This window comes from Mesorhizobium sp. BR1-1-3 (assembly GCF_020165455.1).
In the GTDB taxonomy this organism is placed as follows: domain Bacteria; phylum Pseudomonadota; class Alphaproteobacteria; order Rhizobiales; family Rhizobiaceae; genus Mesorhizobium; species Mesorhizobium ciceri.
Genome location: NZ_JAIUIC010000002.1, coordinates 385,998 through 403,561, shown reverse-complemented (window position 1 = coordinate 403,561; position 17,564 = coordinate 385,998). Strand labels below are relative to the sequence as shown.

12 protein-coding genes and 1 pseudogene are annotated in these 17,564 nt (G+C 60.6%); 7 read left to right on the top strand and 6 right to left on the bottom strand.

Features of this window, described 5'->3' with window-relative positions; translation table 11 throughout:
* Positions 1-5 precede the first annotated feature (5 nt).
* A complete protein-coding gene (locus LB559_RS06270) occupies positions 6-1,100 on the top strand; it encodes an ABC transporter ATP-binding protein (RefSeq protein WP_013525320.1) in 1,095 nt (364 codons plus the stop codon).
* Between the two features lie 80 nt (positions 1,101-1,180).
* Positions 1,181-3,076, top strand: a complete 1,896-nt coding sequence (locus LB559_RS06265) for a hypothetical protein (RefSeq protein ID WP_224673560.1) — start codon at positions 1,181-1,183, stop codon at positions 3,074-3,076.
* Between the two features lie 202 nt (positions 3,077-3,278).
* On the opposite strand, the gene LB559_RS06260 is transcribed toward LB559_RS06265, so the two are convergent.
* Complete coding sequence (locus LB559_RS06260; RefSeq protein ID WP_224673559.1) at positions 3,279-5,492, bottom strand: putative bifunctional diguanylate cyclase/phosphodiesterase; 2,214 nt, start codon at positions 5,490-5,492, stop codon at positions 3,279-3,281.
* Between the two features lie 161 nt (positions 5,493-5,653).
* Between LB559_RS06260 and LB559_RS06255 the strand changes: the two genes are divergently transcribed.
* Entirely contained in the window at positions 5,654-5,935 is a 282-nt protein-coding gene (locus LB559_RS06255) for a hypothetical protein (protein ID WP_063173908.1), read from the top strand.
* A gap of 261 nt (positions 5,936-6,196) precedes the next feature.
* Here LB559_RS06255 and LB559_RS06250 read toward each other — a convergent pair whose 3' ends face one another.
* Together LB559_RS06250 and LB559_RS06245 are read right to left on the bottom strand one after the other, a co-directional pair.
* On the bottom strand, positions 6,197-8,833 hold the full coding sequence (locus tag LB559_RS06250; protein WP_082827646.1) for an EAL domain-containing protein: 2,637 nt from the start codon (positions 8,831-8,833) through the stop codon (positions 6,197-6,199).
* A 410-nt stretch (positions 8,834-9,243) separates the two neighbouring features.
* Positions 9,244-9,444 carry a hypothetical protein gene (locus tag LB559_RS06245; RefSeq protein ID WP_013525315.1) on the bottom strand — a complete coding sequence of 67 codons (201 nt, stop codon included), beginning with the start codon at positions 9,442-9,444 and terminating at the stop codon, positions 9,244-9,246.
* A gap of 443 nt (positions 9,445-9,887) precedes the next feature.
* Here LB559_RS06245 and LB559_RS06240 point away from each other — a divergent pair.
* Positions 9,888-10,070, top strand: a pseudogene (locus LB559_RS06240) (helix-turn-helix domain-containing protein); the annotation flags it as partial.
* On the opposite strand, the gene LB559_RS06235 reads toward LB559_RS06240, so the two are convergent.
* The 3 genes from LB559_RS06235 to tssH all read right to left on the bottom strand — a co-directional run bounded on the left by LB559_RS06235 (position 9,995) and on the right by tssH (position 14,001).
* A complete protein-coding gene (locus tag LB559_RS06235; protein ID WP_224673557.1) occupies positions 9,995-10,561 on the bottom strand; it encodes a DNA-packaging protein in 567 nt (188 codons plus the stop codon). The pseudogene LB559_RS06240 and the gene LB559_RS06235 sit on opposite strands and share 76 nt — an antisense overlap.
* Positions 10,558-10,809, bottom strand: a complete 252-nt coding sequence (locus LB559_RS06230) for a hypothetical protein (RefSeq protein ID WP_224673555.1) — start codon at positions 10,807-10,809, stop codon at positions 10,558-10,560. The genes LB559_RS06235 and LB559_RS06230 overlap by 4 nt, the downstream gene beginning before the upstream one ends.
* Before the next feature lie 426 nt (positions 10,810-11,235).
* Positions 11,236-14,001, bottom strand: coding sequence for a type VI secretion system ATPase TssH (gene tssH, locus LB559_RS06225; protein WP_224673552.1), 2,766 nt, complete (start codon positions 13,999-14,001; stop codon positions 11,236-11,238).
* Positions 14,002-14,328: 327 nt separating this feature from the next.
* On the opposite strand from tssH, the gene tssA reads away from it, so the two are divergent.
* From tssA to tssC, 3 genes are read left to right on the top strand one after another with little or no spacing between them, the layout of a single operon-like run.
* Positions 14,329-15,501 carry a type VI secretion system protein TssA gene (tssA, locus tag LB559_RS06220; RefSeq protein ID WP_013525310.1) on the top strand — a complete coding sequence of 391 codons (1,173 nt, stop codon included), beginning with the start codon at positions 14,329-14,331 and terminating at the stop codon, positions 15,499-15,501.
* Between the two features lie 6 nt (positions 15,502-15,507).
* Entirely contained in the window at positions 15,508-16,047 is a 540-nt protein-coding gene (gene tssB / locus LB559_RS06215; RefSeq protein WP_013525309.1) for a type VI secretion system contractile sheath small subunit, read from the top strand.
* Positions 16,048-16,049: 2 nt separating this feature from the next.
* Complete coding sequence (gene tssC, locus LB559_RS06210; protein ID WP_024504477.1) at positions 16,050-17,555, top strand: type VI secretion system contractile sheath large subunit; 1,506 nt, start codon at positions 16,050-16,052, stop codon at positions 17,553-17,555.
* Positions 17,556-17,564: the final 9 nt, after the last annotated feature.

The following is a 17,564-nucleotide window of genomic DNA, read 5'->3' as shown; positions in this document are numbered from 1 at the left end:
CAGGCATGGCTGAAGTCAGGATCACCGGCTTGCACAAGCGCTACGGCGCCTTCCATGCGGTGCGCGGCATTGACCTCCACATTCGCGACGGTGAGTTCACCGTTCTGGTCGGCCCCTCCGGATGCGGCAAGAGTACCCTTTTGAGGACGATTGCAGGACTGGAGGAGAGTTCGCAAGGCACGATCGAGATTGGCGGCGAGGTGGTCAATGACTTGCGGCCGCGCGATCGTGACGTGGCGATGGTGTTTCAAGACTATGCGCTCTATCCACATATGAGCGTGGCGAAGAACATCGGCTTCGGTCTCAAGGCGCGCAAGATGCCGAAGCCCGAGGTAGAGGCGCGCGTTGCCGAGGCAGCGCGTATGCTCGGCATCATCCCCTTGCTCGGGCGATTTCCACGCCAGTTATCCGGTGGGCAGCGTCAGCGCGTCGCCATCGGCCGCGCCATAGTCCGCAACCCCCGCATCTTTCTGTTCGACGAGCCGCTGTCCAATCTGGATGCCCAGCTTCGCGACGAAATGCGCGGCGAGATCAAGCGCCTTCACCAGGACATCGCCACGACGATGATCTACGTCACCCATGACCAGATCGAGGCGATGACACTGGCTGACCGCATCGTGCTGATGCGCGACGGGTTGATCGAGCAGCAGGGCGCGCCACTCGAACTGTTCGAGCGCCCCGCCTCGATCTTCGTCGCGGGCTTTCTCGGTTCCCCACGCATGAGCTTCCTGCCGGGCACGCTGGCTTTGGACGGGAGCGCCGCCGCCATCCGGCTGGCCGATGGTCTGCTGCCGATCGCCCCCGGGCGGACTCTAAATGGCGCTATAGATGGGCAGTCGGTGCTGCTCGGGCTGCGCCCGGAACATCTGACACGCGCACACGCTGCTACCCCCGAGCCGGGCACGCTGCGCTATGATGCAACCATCGACCTGCTGCAGCCGACTGGCTCGCGCAGCTATGCGACCTTCCGCCTTGCCGGCGCGCCAGTGGTGGCGGAGCTTCAGGCGCACGACGTCAGCCGTCCCGGCGAGAGACTGCCGATCGACATCAACATGAACCGGGCGTCGATTTTTGACGCTGCGACGGAGCAAGCAATTTGACCTTGGCAGCATCTCGAGCCATCCGCTTGTGTGGAACCGAACAGGTCGAGCCACCCTTGCGCACACTTCGCGCGGGACCGTTGTCGGTCGACTTCGACAATGGGGCGTTACGCTACATCCGCCTTGACGGAATTGAGATTCTGCGCGGAATCTCGTTCCTTGTGCGGGACGAAAATTGGGGAACCGCTACAGCCGTTCTCGATGATCTCCACATCGATGAAAGGCTGGATGTGTTCAGCGTCGCATACCGTGCAACATGTTCCGCAACATCCGGTCGCCTGGTTTATCAGGTACGGATCTCGGGCAGTAGTGATGGTGCGCTGGCTTTTGCGGCCGAGGCAGAGCCCGAGACTGACCTTTTGACGAATCGGACCGGCTTCATCGTCCTTCATCCGATCGAAGCCTTGGCGGGCAAGCCGGTAAAGGTGCTGCATGAGGATGGTCATGATGAGCTATCGCTCTTTCCGGACCACATCGACCCTAAATGTCCGTTCACCGATATCCGGGCGTTGTCGCATGAGATCGCGCCTGGGATCTGGGCCACATGCACCATGGACGGTGATGCCTTCGAGATGGAGGATCAACGCAATTGGTCTGACGCTTCCTATAAAACCTATGTCCGCCCTCTGCGTCGCCCGTGGCCTTACCGACTGCCCAAGGGCCAGAAATTCACCCAGGTCGTCCGGCTTCACGTGTCAGGAACGCTTCGTGCCGGGGCGTCTGAAAACCGCAATCCACTCATCAACCTGACGATCGGCAGACCCGTCGGCCAAGTGCCTCGCGTTGGCGTCGGCGTCGCTGGCGACGAGGCAAGGCACGCGCTTGAATCCCCCGAGCTTCTACGACGAATGGCTCCGCAGTGGATGGTCTGCCAAGTCGATCTCCGATTCGGACACGGCCAAGATGAACTCGAAAGCTACGCCGCGCTTGCACGGCTGACCGGCGCAGGCGTGGTCCTCGAGATCATCACCAAGGGCACGCTCGACCCATTCGGCGAATTGGCGCCCGTCGCTGATGCGGTCCATACAATCGGCCTCAAACTGGAAGCTGTCTCCGTCTTTCCGGCGCAGGACATGAAATCCGTTCAGCCGGGAGCACCGCGGCCGGTCATGCCCAGCTTCCACGAATGCTACTCCGCCGCTCGCCGGGCTTTCCCGGGGATCGGGCTGGGCGGAGGCATGGCCGCTTACTTCACCGAACTCAATCGCAAGCGTCCGCCAGCCGAAGCGCTCGACTACGTGACCTTCACCACCTGTCCAAGCGTGCACGCGGCGGATGATATTTCGGTGATGGAAACGCTTCAGGCTATCCCTCATCAGATACGCTCGGCACATGCTTTCACGGGCGACCGCGTGCCGCTGCGCATAGGTCCCAGTCAGCTCGGCTGCCGCGAGAACCCCTACGGAAAGGGCACCGCGCCGAACAAAGCGAACGCCCGCATATGTCTGAGCCGCATCGATCCGCGGCAGCGCGGGCTGTTCAATGCGGCATGGACGCTCGGCTATTTCGCGGCCTGCGCTCGCGAAGGGGTCGAGGCCGTCGCGGTAGGGGACTTCACCGGCCCCTTTGGCCATATCCACAGGAAGGCTGATTTCGTCCAGCCATGGTATGACCAGCAGGACGGCCGAACGGTCTATCCCGCTTTCCATGTCATGGCGGGTCTCTCAAGGCTCGGCGGAGCCACCCTGCTTTCCGTAGGAACTTCCGGCGCTGACGCCATTGCGACGATCGCAGCTGAAAAAGATTGGCGCGTGACACTGTGGGTCGCCAACCTCACCTCCAAGGCGCAATCTGTGAAACTTCCGGATGCGCCGAGCAGTGCCCGTATAGCTCTTCTTGGCGCCGAGCAGTTCGAACGGGCGGCAACCGATCCCAACTTCATGGAAAGTACCGCAAGACCGCTGGATGACCAATTCATCTCGCTTGACGCTTACGCCGTCGCGCGAGTTGATCTCGACCTACCATTTTCGACCTAGAGCCCGATGTGCGCTGAGGTTGAGAGTTGAGCCCAGCGTCATGCGCAGCCGCATCAATCGCTCTGGCCCGAAGCGGGTGACACAGATCGTCAGGCGTCACTGGCCAGGGGAGTGTCGACGCACCTTGTCCCAGGCCGCCAAGATTCGCTGCTTGCATCCGCGTGCGGCATCGTCGACCGTCGGGAATCACATAGACGCATTTTCATGCGGTCGCCCGCCTTGATCCGCCGTCGAGGAGTTCCTGAAGGTCCTCTTTTGGCACCGGTCTTGAAAGCAAAAAGCCTTGTAGCTGGTCGCAGCCGAGCTTGCGCAGATAATTGCACTGGCTCTCGGTCTCGACCCCTTCCGCTGTGGTGCTGAGGCCAGTCGCGCGAGCCAGGTCGATAATCGCCTGAACGATGGCCTCGTCACCGTTCGAGCCGCCAAAGCCCTGCACGAAGCTTCGGTCGATCTTGATCCTGTCCACTTCCAGGCTCTGCAGTCGGCCCAATGAGGAAAATCCCGTACCGAAATCGTCAAGCGCAAAGCGCACCCCGACACTGCGCAACGCTGCCATGTTCTGCTGGCATTCGGTGGGGCGCTGGGAGAGCGTGCTTTCCGTAACCTCCAGCTCGAGCCGCCGTGGATCCATTTGCGTTTCCAACAAGATGCTCGTCACTTTCATGGCAAAGCTCGGATTGTTCAGCTGCAACCCCGATACGTTCACTGCCAGGGTCTCGATCGGCCAATGCACCGCGTCAAGGCAGGCCTGGCGCAGAACCAGCTCGCCTAGAACTTCGATGAGCCCCGTTTCCTCTGCCAATGGTACGAACAAGTCAGGGGCGACCCAACCGCGCTCTGCGTCCGACCAGCGCGCGAGGGCTTCGACGCCCGTCATCCTGTTGGTGTCGGCGGTGTAAAGCGGCTGATAATGCACCCGGATTTGGCCGGGCGTTTGCAGCGCCTTGCGCAGGTCCTGTTCGAGACCCTTACGCTTTGCCAGCGTCTGGTCCATCTCGGGTTCAAACAGAGCATAGCCGCTGCGACCGCCGGCTTTGGCGTGATACAGGGCGAGGTCGGCTTTCCGCACCAACTCGACCTGGTCCACCCCGTCCCTGGGAGCAAGAGCTACGCCGACGCTCACCCCGACAAAAACCTGAACTCCGGCGACCTCGAACGGCCGGCGCGCGGACTCGATCAAGTGCTCGCACAATGTTTTGACCTCATTCTCGCCTGCGACCGCGCGCTGGATGATAATGAATTCGTCACCGCCCAGGCGCGCCACCGTGTCAACCTCCACGGTCAGCCGCCTCAGCCGGTCTGCGAACTCCCTGAGCAACTCGTCGCCGGCAGGGTGGCCAAAGCTGTCATTGACCTGCTTGAACCGGTCGAGGTCAAGATAGAGGATCGCGAGCTGCTCGCCCGTCGCGGGCAGCAGTGTCAGCGCATCAGCCAAACGACTGTTGAAATGGCCGCGACTGTGCAGCCCTGTAAGCAGGTCGTAGTGGGCCAGGTGATAGATGTGATTCTCGGTCTCAATCAGCCTCAAAGTCCGCCGGCGCAAAGCGGCCAGAGCTACAATAATTCCGCCAAGTACCAGTCCGAACACCACCACGAGTGTTGGCACCAGTTGAAAAAGGACAAACGCCCCGGGCCGATATGGCTGCCACACAAAGAAGCCGACAGTCGAACCAGAGCGACCGACAAGGGGATAGGACGCCTCTTCAGAGCTAAGCATGTTTGACCAGGAGAAGTGTGCGTCGTCGAGGAGATAGTCTTGGCGCAAGGAGGCAAGCAGACTGCCGTCCAGATAGCGAACGGCAACGTGTAGGAATTCCTGACCTGGTACTTGTGCAATGTGGCCGCTGTCGGAAACGACTGGCTTGATGCTGACAATGGCAGGATGGCCGGAGATGACGACCATGTCGGAAGCACCTATCGTGAGCACCTGCTCGGTGACGCCGTCGGTGTCCCCCTGTTTCAGCCCCGCCCTGAGTTTCTCCACGAGAGGCGCAGTGGTCGGGCGTATGGATTGGTAGCTCGCCGGATCCACCGCCGATCCATCGGCGAATGCGTAGACGGGCGCGTCCTTCGGATCGAGAATGTAGACCTCATCGTGGCCGAAATACGTGTGCATCCAGGTGCCGAGATTGGTGTCGACCCATTTGGCATCCTGGCTCCGCAGGGCGCTGACCGCGTCGTCCCAGACGGTGACGCTCTCCTGATCGTGGGCTATTCCGCTCTCCAGCTTGGATATGATCAAGGCGACCAAGCTTTTCTGCCGTGACACGGCAACACCATCGGACTGGGTCGCCGACCACAGCAAAAGGCCTGTGGTGAGGGTCGCAACAAGCAGCGTCACGACAATGATGGGCAAAGCAGTTCGCTTGAAAAAAAGGCGACGTGTTGGTTCGCCGAAATGCCGGAGCAGCGTCATGAGGCTGCTTTACGCTAAGAAAACTGCTGGACCGTTAAAGGCGCGGCATCAGGCAAGCTGCACGTTTGAAAAGGCCAGTTCGATAACCCGGCGTTGAACTGCCAAGGAACAAATTCGCCGCGCGCGCGTTCGAGAGCGGCCTTTGCGGGGACTGAACACGAATGCTACTCGCTTTGGGGAACGCGCTCTCGACGACGGTTATGGCCGGCAGAAGTGGGGGTGCGGAAATTTTCGGCGTGGTCGATCTCAGCACTAAAGCCGAGGTAAGGATCAACGCGATGAATTTGGGAATGGCAATTCAGTTCGTGGCCAATGCCTCGGTGCTCGGTTACGATGTCCGTTCGGCGATGGTCTTCTACGGCGAACCGGGAACGCCAAGCCTCAGGGCAAATGACTGCGATCGATTGTGGACGCAATTTGGTGCCGCGCTCCTTCGCCCATAACGCCGGACGCTTTTGGCTATCTTCAGCTGTCTGGAGCTAACAGCCCATGCCGCGCCACCGGACCGTCGGATCATGAGATCTGAGAGACCTGACGAGAAATTTGCTTTCGGTCACTTCACCGGCACGCAGAGCCGGTCGGGCACTTTGGGGACAAGGGTGGCGGTGGGTTTGCCGATGCAAGTGCAGTGTGCTCGAGCCAATTCGCGACTGGGCGCCGGTTGAACCGCTCGGCCTGCCTGCCTTACCGCGCGAGGCATGACCTTACCCCACGGCCAACCATTTGCGCGATTGGGCAAACGCCGTGAAGGCCTTGGCGTCCATTGGGCGGCCAAAAACATAGCCCTGCAGAATATCGCAACCAAGCTCCTTCAGGATGCGCGCGTGATCATTCGTCTCGACACCCTCGGCAATGACTTCGATGCCGAGCGATTTGCCGATCTCAATGATCGACGAGACCAGCTGACGCTGCGGGATCGACTGGGTGACGGGCGTGATCAGTTGGCGGTCGATCTTGAGCCGGCGCGGCTGCAGCTTGAGCAGGGACACGATCGAGGCATGGCCGGTGCCGAAGTCATCGATTTCGATGTCGATGCCGAGTTCCTTAATGTGCTCCAGGTTCCAGGTGACCAGGTCGTCATTCTCATCGAGGAAGATGGACTCAACCAGCTCAAACGACACCGTGCCCTTCCTGATGGCAAGCTTGCGCAAGCCATCGATCAGATCCTTGTCCTCCAACCGCTTGGCGGAGACATTGACCGAGACGTGCGGGATCTTGAGACCGCTGTTCGACCATTGGTCGAAACTCTCAAGCGCCTGTTCCAGGACAGCGCGATCGATGATTGCCACGACGTTGAGTTCTTCGGCCACTTTGAGATAGCTTTGTGGGGCCAGGATGCCGCGTTCGGGATGCTTCCAACGCGACAACGCCTCGACCCCGACGATCTCAAGTGTCCTGGCGTCGAACTGCGGCTGATAGTATGTTGTGAATTCGGCGCGCTCCAACCCGCCCAGGATTTCGTCGGCAATTTGCTTGGTCCGCACGATCTCGCTTTGCAGCTCTTCGTCAAAGAATTCGTGTCGGTTGCGACCGCTTCCTTTCGCCCGGTAAAGAGCGAGGTCGGCGTTGACGAGCAGTTGCTTGGCGTCGGTTCCGGCGGCAATTCCGATGCTCACCCCGAACCGGCACGGGTTGCCCTGAAAATCGACCGGTCGGCGCATCTGCGTGATGATGCGGTCGCCGAGCGCGGAAAGTTGCTTGTCATCACGTCCATGGCTCACCACGACGAACTCATCACCGCCGATGCGTGCAACAAAATCACCGGGACCCGTGTTGACCTTGATGACCTTGGAGGCGTGCACCAGCATGGCGTCACCGGCTGCGTGGCCGAGTGTATCGTTGATCTGCTTGAAGCGGTCGAGGTCCAGATGCAGCAGCGCTGTGCGGGTCCCCGTTACGCTTTTTTCGGCAAGCAACTCATCGAGATAGCGGCGGTTGGGCAGGCCGGTCAGCGGGTCGTGCAGCGCAACATGCTCTACATGCGCCTTTGCGACTTTGAGTTCGGCATTTTTCGATTCCGACAGCTGGCGCTCTCGAATGAGCGTCTCATTGAGCAGCACGTCGCTGGTGACGTCCCACTCGGCGCCGATCATCTTCGGCGTGCCGCCGATGTCCTGGAAGAAGGCTGCGCGCGTGCGCACGTGGCGCGTGGTACCGTCCGCTAGCAGGACTCGGTATTGCGAAGAATACGGTCCCTCCCTCTCGGCGGCCGCGTCGAACTCCTGGCGCGCCCTGTCGAAATCTTCGGGATGAATGGCCATCGCCCAGTCTTCATAACCGCGCGGTTTGCCATCGGCTGGCTTGCCGTAGATCTGGTGGACGCGGTCGTCCCATAGCAGTTCTTTTGTGGCCAGGTCGTGCTCCCACACGCCAATTCCAGAAGCTTCCAGGGCCAACTCAAGGCGGCCAGACAGACGTCTGAGCTCGGCATAGTTTTTCTGTCGTTCGCCGAACAGTCGCCCGGCCACCAGGATCGGCAGCACCACCAGCGCGCCGGCAAAGGCTATGAGCCCCCGCAACATCCACGCATTGTTCGGAATGGCCGGCCAGCCTCCCTTCGGTATAGCCGAAATCAGCCAGGAGCCCGAAGGCAGTTGCACATCGGCCGACACCGGCTTGCCGGCGAGGACATTGTCTCCCCCGAAGAATTTTTTGCCGCCACCGCCAAGCGCGTCGGTCCCCGTCAGGGCGACATCAATATCAATCCCGGGGTCATTCAAGCCGCTCGCCGCGTAAAGCTGATCGACATCGATGACAGCGGAGAGGATGCCCCAGAATCGGCTGCCGCCGCCCGCCGTCGGCACAAAGACGGGAATGCGCCCGACAAAGCCTCGCCCTCCCTGGGCCAGGTCGACGGGGCCTGCCAACACAAGAACGCCGAGGTCTCGCGCGCGAAGCGCCGCCGTCCGTTGCGCCTCGCTCTTGCGGTAATCGAGCCCGATCGCCTTCTGGTTGCCTTCCATCGGGTACATCAGCGAGATGACGAGATCGGGCGCACCGGCGATGTTGCGCAGTTGCGATCTCTGTCGGAACAGGTTGCTTGCCAGGGACGCAAATCTCTGCTGTCCCATGTACGGCTCTGTAACTATGGCCGAGACGAGGCCCTGAACAAGCTGGAGATTACCGTTTACATTGCCTTCGAGCTTGGCCCTTATGATGTTGACCTTGGCCTGGACTTCGGCGCGCGCGAGTTGATCGGACACTTTCGTGTTCTGCAAGTCCGCAAGGACCGCGCAGATCACAAGCACGGCCAACGCAATTGCCGCCGGCAAGTTGGCGGTCGAAAAAACCGCCTTTCTTGCACCATCAAAGTCAAAATCCGTTCTGCCCGACCGGCTCAATTGCGTTTCCTTGACAAAAAGCCCATCGGCCAACGTAGGATGAACTGTTTAAATTTGGACTTCCAATCTGCGTAAAAGCTTCTGGTCTGTGCCACCAAGTTTCGAAAGGCTGCGCTTGGGCGCTGCGCGTAGTACCGTTGGGCCTGTGCCGGCCAGTCCTGCTGCGCCGAACAGCAGGGTCGTCCTGCTCGGGCGGAAGAAGGGTAGGGAAAGCGAGACGGACAGCCTGGGAGAGGGGAGGGGCGAGATCGACATCAGGAAGATGGATTAGCCTACTACATGCTGTCATCGCTGGTTCGCACCGGGTCATCCGTCCATCTTCTGCTATGATCCCGACGCCGTGACGTTCGTCACGGCTCTTACCCACAGCCCTGACGCATCCTGGCCAGTGAGCTCTAAATTGGCCGCGCTTAACGATCCGGCTCGAACCAACTTGTCGTGCTGCCGCAAGGGTGCGTTACCCTGATCCATTCGCCGATGTCAGGCTCTTCGGCGTACGGGATGGTTACTGGTCCCCACGTCTTCGCAGCTTCAACAACATTTTCGGCCTGAACCTCGGCACGTTCCACAGCTTTGCCGTCGCGTATCAGCTCGACAGTGAAACTCTGCATAGATCGCACTCCTGTCGCGCAATCATATCCCAACCTCTACCCGAAAGGAAAAATCTGTTTTTTCGAAAGGAAATAGCTTCCCAAGGTCCTCGCGGCACAAAGCAGCTATTCGCAACAAAAGGGGCCCAGGTGGCCCAACGATGAAACGCATTTTGCTTTTCTTGTGCGGCGAAAGCATGATGGAGCGGGTGGCTAACAGCCGATAAATTTTGCCAACACATTGATTTCAAATCATAATTTCATGTTCCATAATGTATGTTATGCAGTTATATAGAGATGCGACACTTGAGCAATTTAGAGATGCGACAGTCCCCGACTTTCACAGCTCATGCTCTGGCCAACTCGAAGCTGGAAAGGAAGGCTGACGACTTCACACTGCCTGGCGTGAGACCGGGCGTATTGCGGAGCCGGCATGCCTTTGATCACCTTGTCGCAAAAAAGAGCTGCATCGTCTTGAAGCCATCCAGAAGATCCGCGACCGGCGGCTGAGCGTCCAGGCGGCGGAGCTTCTTCATCTCAGCCGCAGTCAGGTTCACCGGCTGTTGCAAGCCTATGACCAGGACGGCGCCGGCGGGCTGGTGTCGAAGGAGCGCGGCCGACCGAGCAATCGGCGCCATGATGAGGAGCCGCCGCCGCCGGCCGCGCCACCATACAGCGTTTCGGTCGCTTCGGTGTTGTATGCTATCCCCTGCTTGGGATGCAGCTCCAGGTCAAGAACTGCGGACTGTGACATTGACCACGGGGACCAGCGGCAACGGTTCGCCGTCTTTGCCGGTGAGTTCCGATTCGAACTTCTGGGTGCGGATGATTTCCTCGACCTGGCTGGTGAAATCGTCATGGCGCGCATCTTCGCCACGTTCTCTATCTTCACCTCGCCCTGATACGCAAAGGGCTTGGCCTCATAGAGCGGGTGCGCGTCGACCCATTCGAAGTACTCGCAACATGCCGTCCACAGCTTCTCTGGATCGATGATGATCGGGCTGCGGCCGTGTGAGCTACGGGCCTTCCAAAATTGGTTTCCTGCGGGTGCGGGCATTTGCGAAAATTTCGACGCTTTTACAAAGTTAACCAGCGGCCGGATTCGTACGGTTTTGTGACTTGCTGGATTGCCGATCACATGGTTTTTTTCGCACATCGTTGTGTGGGAGTGCGGGCGTGGGCGACGATCAGAAGGACGGTGTTCGGGTAGAACACATAGACGGCCAATGGGCGGTGCAGATCATCGAGGATGGCGTGACCACCCAACAGCTTTTCGACAACGAGGAATTTGCGAGGAGTTTCGCAGCCGGTCAAATCATCCGGCTCAACCTTAACCGGTCCGGCCAAAGCCAAAGCGGCCATGAGGTGGATGGCCCGCGAAACCATTCGTAAACCATGCCAACACGTAAATATTTTATGTCGAACCGATCGGGTTGCAGGAGGTTTTGGGCGGGTCTGCAACAAAGAGGCCCAGCCAATCCCTGCACCGCTTACCCATCTCGCCCGCCCTGTTGATCTCCTTCGGGATTGCCTGCGGAATTTGCGTCTGGGCGACATCGGATAAGCCAGTGAGCTTCTTTCAAGCCCAGGCGTCCCCGCAGCTGGAAATGCGCGGGACAGTCGGTAACCTTCAATAGATGGACGATCATCGATGCTACCGGCGGGCCGGTGCTGTCGGGGACGATCCGCTACCGGCTGCGCACGTCGTTCTCGCGCACGGGCAAGACCGCCACCTCTCGAATTGCGGCGCCACGGGGGATCGCGAATAGCGGGCCGGCAGCCGAGGGCGACGAGGTTCTACACGATCAGAACCTACTCGAAGGAATAAGTGAAACCTTCCTTGGAGGCGCCGACGGTGACTTTGGTCATCTTTTCGCCCTCGAGCGACCGGTTAAGCACGCCGCGGCTCAGTTCCGGCAGCAGCGTGTTGGTCAGGATGGCATCGATCATCCGCCCGCCGGATTCGATCTCGGTGCAGCGGGCCTTGACCAGATCCATGACACCGTCGCCGATCACCAGTTCCGCATCGTTGGTTGCCCGCAACCGGCGAGCGATCTTGGCGAACTGGTGGCCAGTGATCGCCTCGATCATCGAATCAGAGAGCGGATAGTAAGGAATGGTCACCACCCGGCCAAGGAAGGCAGCCGGGAAGACCTTCAGCAATGGGCTGCGCAAGGCGGTATCCAGATCGTCGAGCCCGGTCCGCAGCGTGCCATTCCTTGTGCGGTCCATGATGACTTCGGAGCCGACATTCGAGGTGAGCAGGATCAGGGTGTTCTTGAAATCGATCCGGCGGCCCTCGCTGTCGTCCATCATTCCCTTGTCGAAGACCTGGAAGAAGATTTCGTGGACGTCGGGATGCGCCTTCTCGACCTCGTCGAGCAGGATCACCGAATAGGGTTTTCTGCGCACCGCTTCGGTCAGGATGCCGCCCTTGCCGTAGCCGACATAGCCGGGCGGTGCGCCCTTCAGTGTCGAGACGGTGTGCGCCTCCTGGAACTCGGACATGTTGATGGAGATCAGGTTCTGCTCGCCACCGTAAAGCGTTTCGGCCAGCGCCAATGCCGTTTCGGTCTTGCCGACGCCCGAGGGGCCGCAAAGCAGGAAGACCCCGACCGGCTTTTCAGGCGCGCCAAGCCCGGCGCGGCTGGTCTGCACGCGTTTGGCGATCATCTCCATGGCGTGATCCTGGCCGACGACCCGTTCCGAAAGCGTGGCGGCGAGCTTGAGCGCCTTTTCGGTCTGGCTGGACAGCATCCGTCCGGTCGGGATCCCGGTCCAGTCCTGGACCACGGCGGCCACTGCATTGCGGTCAACCGAGGGCAGAATCAGCGGTGTCTCGCCTTGTGCCGCTGCCAATTCGGCCATCAGTGCGCGCAATCGGGCGAGATCGGCGGCAGGATCGGCAGCGGCCTGTGTCTCCGCGTCCGTCTGGGCGGCCTTGGGCGGCTCAGTCTCTGACGACTCCGCTACCTTGGTCTTTTCTGCGTTCGCCGCTGCCGGTTCGGCATCGGCCCCAACGGTGGCCGCATCGAGCGCCACACCCTCGCCGCGCAGCCTGGCGCGCAGTTCGAGTATCTCGGCGACGAGCACCTTTTCACGATCCCAACGCTGCTGCGCCGCAGCCAGGGCGATCTCGCTTTCGGCAAGCCCGGTGTCGACGCGCGCCTGCCGTTCAGCCACCTCGATGCCGATCGCGGCCTCGCGCCCGATGATGCCGCGCTCGACCTCCAGAGCCTGGCGGCGGCGCATGATGTCCTCGACCTCGGCTGGCGTAGCATGCTGCGATATGGCGACACGGGCGCAGGCGGTGTCGAGGAGGCTCACCGCCTTGTCAGGCAGTTGCCGTGCCGGGATGTAGCGATGCGACAGGCCGACTGCTGCCTCGATCGCCTCGTCGAGTATCTGCACCTTGTGGTGCTGCTCCAGAACCCCTGCCACCCCGCGCAACATCAGAACGGCCACCGCCTCCGACGGCTCGTCGATCTTGACCACCTGGAAACGGCGGGTCAGCGCCGGGTCTTTCTCGATGTGCTGCTTATATTCGGCCCAGGTCGTTGCGGCGATGGTGCGAAGTTCGCCCCGTGCCAGCGCCGGCTTCAAGAGATTGGCGGCATCACCGGTTCCGGCAGCACCGCCGGCGCCAATCAAGGTGTGGGCCTCGTCGATGAACAGGATGACCGGCGTTTCGGACGATTGAACCTCGTCGATCACAGCCTTCAGCCGTTTTTCGAATTCGCCCTTCACGCTGGCGCCCGCCTGCATCAATCCGACATCGAGCATGCGCACGCTGACGCCTTGCAGCGTGGGCGGCACATCGCCCTGAGCGATACGCAAGGCAAAGCCCTCAACGACCGCCGTCTTGCCGACCCCGGCCTCGCCGGTCAGGATCGGGTTGTTTTGCCGACGCCGCATCAGGATGTCGACTATCTGCCGGATCTCCGGATCGCGGCCGACGACCGGATCGATCTTGCCCTCGCGGGCGCGTTGGGTCAGATCCGTGGCGAATTTCGCCAAGGCCGAATCTCCGCCCATGGTCCGCTTCGGCGTTTCGGCCGCGGGAACCGCGATGGCTGCGCCGCCTTCGAGCGAACCTTCCACGACATCGGCGAACCGCGCGACAACCGCGTCGGCGTCGATCTTGTCGAACTCGCCGCTGATCTTCGACAGCAGGCCTTCCAGAACCGGGGTTTTCAGGCAGGAAAGCAGAATATGGGCGCTGCGGACTTCCTCGACGCCGAACTCCAGCGTCGCGAGGTTCCAGGCTTCCTGGATTGCATGGAAGATATGATCGGAGAATTCCTCGATCGAGGTTGCGCCATAGGGCAACTTGTCGACGGCACGGGTCATATCTGCCGTGAGCCGGCTGGCATCCAGTCCCGCATCGGCGATTATCATTTGCACGTCGGAGCGGTCGGAAAGCACCAGCTGCTCGATGAAGTGAACGAGTTCGACGTAAGGATTGCCGCGCAGCTTGGCGCTATCGGCCGCGGCCTTGAAGGCGCGCACCCCGACAGGATTAAGCTTGCCGACCAGTTCCTTACGCTTGAAGCTCTGCGACGACCGGCGCTGTTCCATCGAACGTGCTCCTGCAATCTGCCAGCCGATAAACTGCCACAGATGCCGCCACTTGACAAAGTGCGTTGTGGACGAGGCCTCAATGCCTGGTTCAGCCAGCTTCCTCGTATTGTGGAAGTCTTGCACCACCGGCTGCAAACAACAGCGGAATTGCGCGCCCTGCGCGATGCATTTCTCATACGGATTGACAATTGCGCCACGGAGTTCGGTACTCATGGCGGTGTTCAGCTTCTGTTAATTTTGGAGCACTCGTTGAATTGTGGTAAAGTGCACCGGTGTGATAACGTAAGGTCACATAAGGTTTGAGGGCCTTCGCTGGGGGTTGGTGTGATTGATCTCGCACTCTGGCTTTCTTCGCTAGACGGTGAGAACCCGTCCGGGGAAGATTTGCGCAACGACCCGGCTTTCCATGAGTTGGAGCGCCTGACCGAAGCCCAACTCAAGGTCGTCCACGACGGCAACAATAAGGCCGGCTCGCAAAGCACGATTCCAGTCGACTGGCCCGCTGTGCTCGCAAAGGCGGAGGAATTGCGCGCGCATGGCAGGGACTTGCGCCTGCTTGTCATCGTCACGCGCGCGCTGGCCAATGAAGACGGGCTGGCCGGATTGGCGCAAGGTCTGACGCTGATCGCGCAGACCTTCGATCAGCATTGGGACACCATGCATCCGGCTATGCGGCCCAACGCTTCGCCGCGCGATGCCGCCTTGCGCCGTATCAACGCGCTGATCGACCTGCAGAATGGTCAGGACGGGTTGTTGGCGAATCTGCGGCAAATGACGTTCTTCGCGCCGCGCGCAATCGGCCCGGTTCAGGGCAAGGACCTGGAGAAGGGTGCGCTCGACGATCGCGTCATGCTCCAGGAAGCCGCCTCGGGGCTGAATGCGGCGGAAAAAGCGCAGCTGGTCAGTGCGCACGGACAACTCTTGAATCGGGTGCGTGCCGCATGTGCGGCACAGATCGATCAGGCCAATGCGGAGATGGTCCAGCTCATCGCCGACGCCCGGGCGACGATCACGGCACTGGATGCGCTCGAGACTGCGCTCAACGCTCGTCTCGAGGGCAGCGGCACTCCCGTTCCGGACTTAAAACGGTTCCTGCAGCGTTTGCTGACGACACTTGAACGGAATTCAGCGGCCGGCGCGGTGACGAATGGCGCAGCCACGCAGGCGGTGCCGACGGAACTGGCAACGCCTGCTCGAAACGGTCATGGAGCCGATGCTATGGCAAGTATGGCAAGCTATGCGGACTCGAGCACGGGACTCCCCGACCGGATCTCCTCGCGCGACGACGTGGTGAAATGCCTCGACCTGGTCGTCGCCTTCTATGACCGTACCGAACCGTCGAGCCCAATTCCGCACCTGGCTCGGCGGGTCCGTCGGATGGTGCACATGGATTTCGTTGAACTGATGGAAGATCTCGCCCCTTCGGGGCTGAAGGAGTTCAGGCTGCTGGCCGGCGTTCCCGATGCCAAGAAGACGGCTCAGAAGGATGAAAGGTAACAACACATGCCAGCCGAAAGCAAAGCCAAGGTCATCGAACGAAATCGCGCGCCGCGGGTGCAGATCGCCTACGATGTGGAAACCTACGGCAGCCCGACGACGATCGAACTGCCGTTTGTCATGGGCGTGATGGCCGACCTTGCCGGTGCTTCGCAAACCAAGGAAGCGTCAAAGTCGGTGCTGGACCGCTCCTTTGTCGAGACCGACGCGAACCGCTTCCCAAAATTCATGGAGGCGCTCGGCCCCCGCGTCAAAGCGCGGGTGAAGAACACGCTGCCGCAGGCCGAGGGCCAGGAGCGTGACGAGGAACTGGCTCTCGATCTTACATTTTCCAAGATGGGTGATTTCGCCCCCGACAAGATTGCCGAGCAAGTTCCGCAACTGGCCGAGATCCTCAAGATGCGTCGCCAACTCGAGGAATTGCTCGGCTTCATGGATGGCCGTGTCGATGCTGAAAAGCGCATCGCGCAGCTTCTGAACAACGAACCGCTACTTGGCAAGATTGCCAGCCAGGCGCTGGCCGACGACGACAAGGTTGGGGAATGATCATGGCCGAACAGCAAAAGACCGCCTCAGTCGCCGCGGAGGCCGAAGCCATAAACCTCGATGAATTCAGCGGACTCCTCGAAAAAGATTTCAAGGTCAAGAAGGACGACAGCGAGAAGCTGCAACAGCTCGTGCGCAATCTCGCGCTCGCGGCGCAGTCCCGTTCCGACACCACGACCATCTCGTCCAATGCCATCAAATCGATCAAGTCGCTGATCGCCGGCATTGACAAGATGCTGACGACACAGGTCAACGAAATCCTGCACGCGCCGGAAGTGCGTGAGATGGAAGGCACATGGCGCGGGCTGTGGTATCTCGTCAACAACACCGAGACGGATCAGAAGCTGAAGATCCGGGTGATGAACATCTCCAAAGAGCAACTGGCCGATACGCTTGAAGACTATGAAGGTCAGATGTGGGACCAGAGCCCGATCTTCAAGAAAGTCTACACAGACGAGTATTCGATGCTTGGCGGCGAACCAATCGGCTGCGTGATCGGCGCCTACGAGTTCTCCAATCACCCACGTGACGTCGGCCTGCTGCGCAACATCTCCGGCATCTGCGCTTCCGCGCATACGCCGTTTATCGCGGCCGCTTCGCCGCGCCTATTTCGCATGGACAGCTGGCAGGAACTGCCGAACCCGCAAGACCTGCAGCAGATCGTCTCCAACCCCGCCTATGCCTCGTGGCAGTCGTTGCGCGAGAGTGAGGACGCTCGCTACATCGGCCTGACCATGCCCCGCGTCCTGGCGCGGCTGCCCTACGGCACCGATACCGTTCCGGTGAAGGGTTTCACCTTCGAGGAAGAGGTGGAGGGCGATCACAACAAATATGTCTGGATGAACGCCGCCTTCCCGATGGGCGTCAACATCAACCGCAGTCACAAGCTTTTCGGCTGGGGCACGCAGATCCGCGGCGTGGAGAATGGTGGCACGGTGCTCAACCTGCCGGTGCATAGCTTCCCGACCGATGATGGCTCGATCGCGATGAAATGTCCCACGGAAGTCGCCATCGACGACCGGCGCGAGGCGGAACTGGCCAAGCTTGGCTTGATGCCCATCCTGCACCGGAAGAATACCGATCTCGCGGCCTTCATCGGAGCACACTCGCTGCAGGACGACGAAACGCGGGCGGGGCGGCTGGTCGACCCCGATGCACAGTCGAACGAGCGGCTGAGCGCCAACCTGCCCTACCTGTTCCCGGTCTCGCGCTTTGCGCACTACCTCAAGGCGATCGCGCGCGACAAGGTCGGCTCGTTCAAGGAGCGCGCCGACATGCAGATCTGGTTGACCGAGTGGATCAATCGATACGTGCTGGCCAACCCGGCCTTTGCCGACGACAAGGCGCGCGCCAAGCGCCCGCTTGCCGCCGCCGAGGTCCAGGTGGACAGCGTGGAGGGGCGGCCGGGCTATTATAATGCCCGCTTCTATCTGCGCCCGCATTACCAGCTGGAGGGCATCAATGCGTCGCTCCGACTGGTCTCGGAACTACCGTCCGTTAAGACTTGATCGCAGCAA

Excerpts from the sequence above, each read along its gene's own strand:
- LB559_RS06270 (WP_013525320.1), top strand. The coding sequence starts at position 6 with ATGGCTGAAGTCAGGATCACCGGCTTGCACAAGCGCTACGGCGCCTTC.
- LB559_RS06260 (WP_224673559.1), bottom strand. The coding sequence starts at position 5,492 with ATGACGCTGCTCCGGCATTTCGGCGAACCAACACGTCGCCTTTTTTTC.
- LB559_RS06255 (WP_063173908.1), top strand. The coding sequence starts at position 5,654 with ATGCTACTCGCTTTGGGGAACGCGCTCTCGACGACGGTTATGGCCGGC.
- LB559_RS06245 (WP_013525315.1), bottom strand. The coding sequence starts at position 9,444 with ATGCAGAGTTTCACTGTCGAGCTGATACGCGACGGCAAAGCTGTGGAA.
- LB559_RS06230 (WP_224673555.1), bottom strand. The coding sequence starts at position 10,809 with ATGGTTTCGCGGGCCATCCACCTCATGGCCGCTTTGGCTTTGGCCGGA.
- tssH (WP_224673552.1), bottom strand. The coding sequence starts at position 14,001 with ATGGAACAGCGCCGGTCGTCGCAGAGCTTCAAGCGTAAGGAACTGGTC.
- tssB (WP_013525309.1), top strand. The coding sequence starts at position 15,508 with ATGCCAGCCGAAAGCAAAGCCAAGGTCATCGAACGAAATCGCGCGCCG.
- tssC (WP_024504477.1), top strand. The coding sequence starts at position 16,050 with ATGGCCGAACAGCAAAAGACCGCCTCAGTCGCCGCGGAGGCCGAAGCC.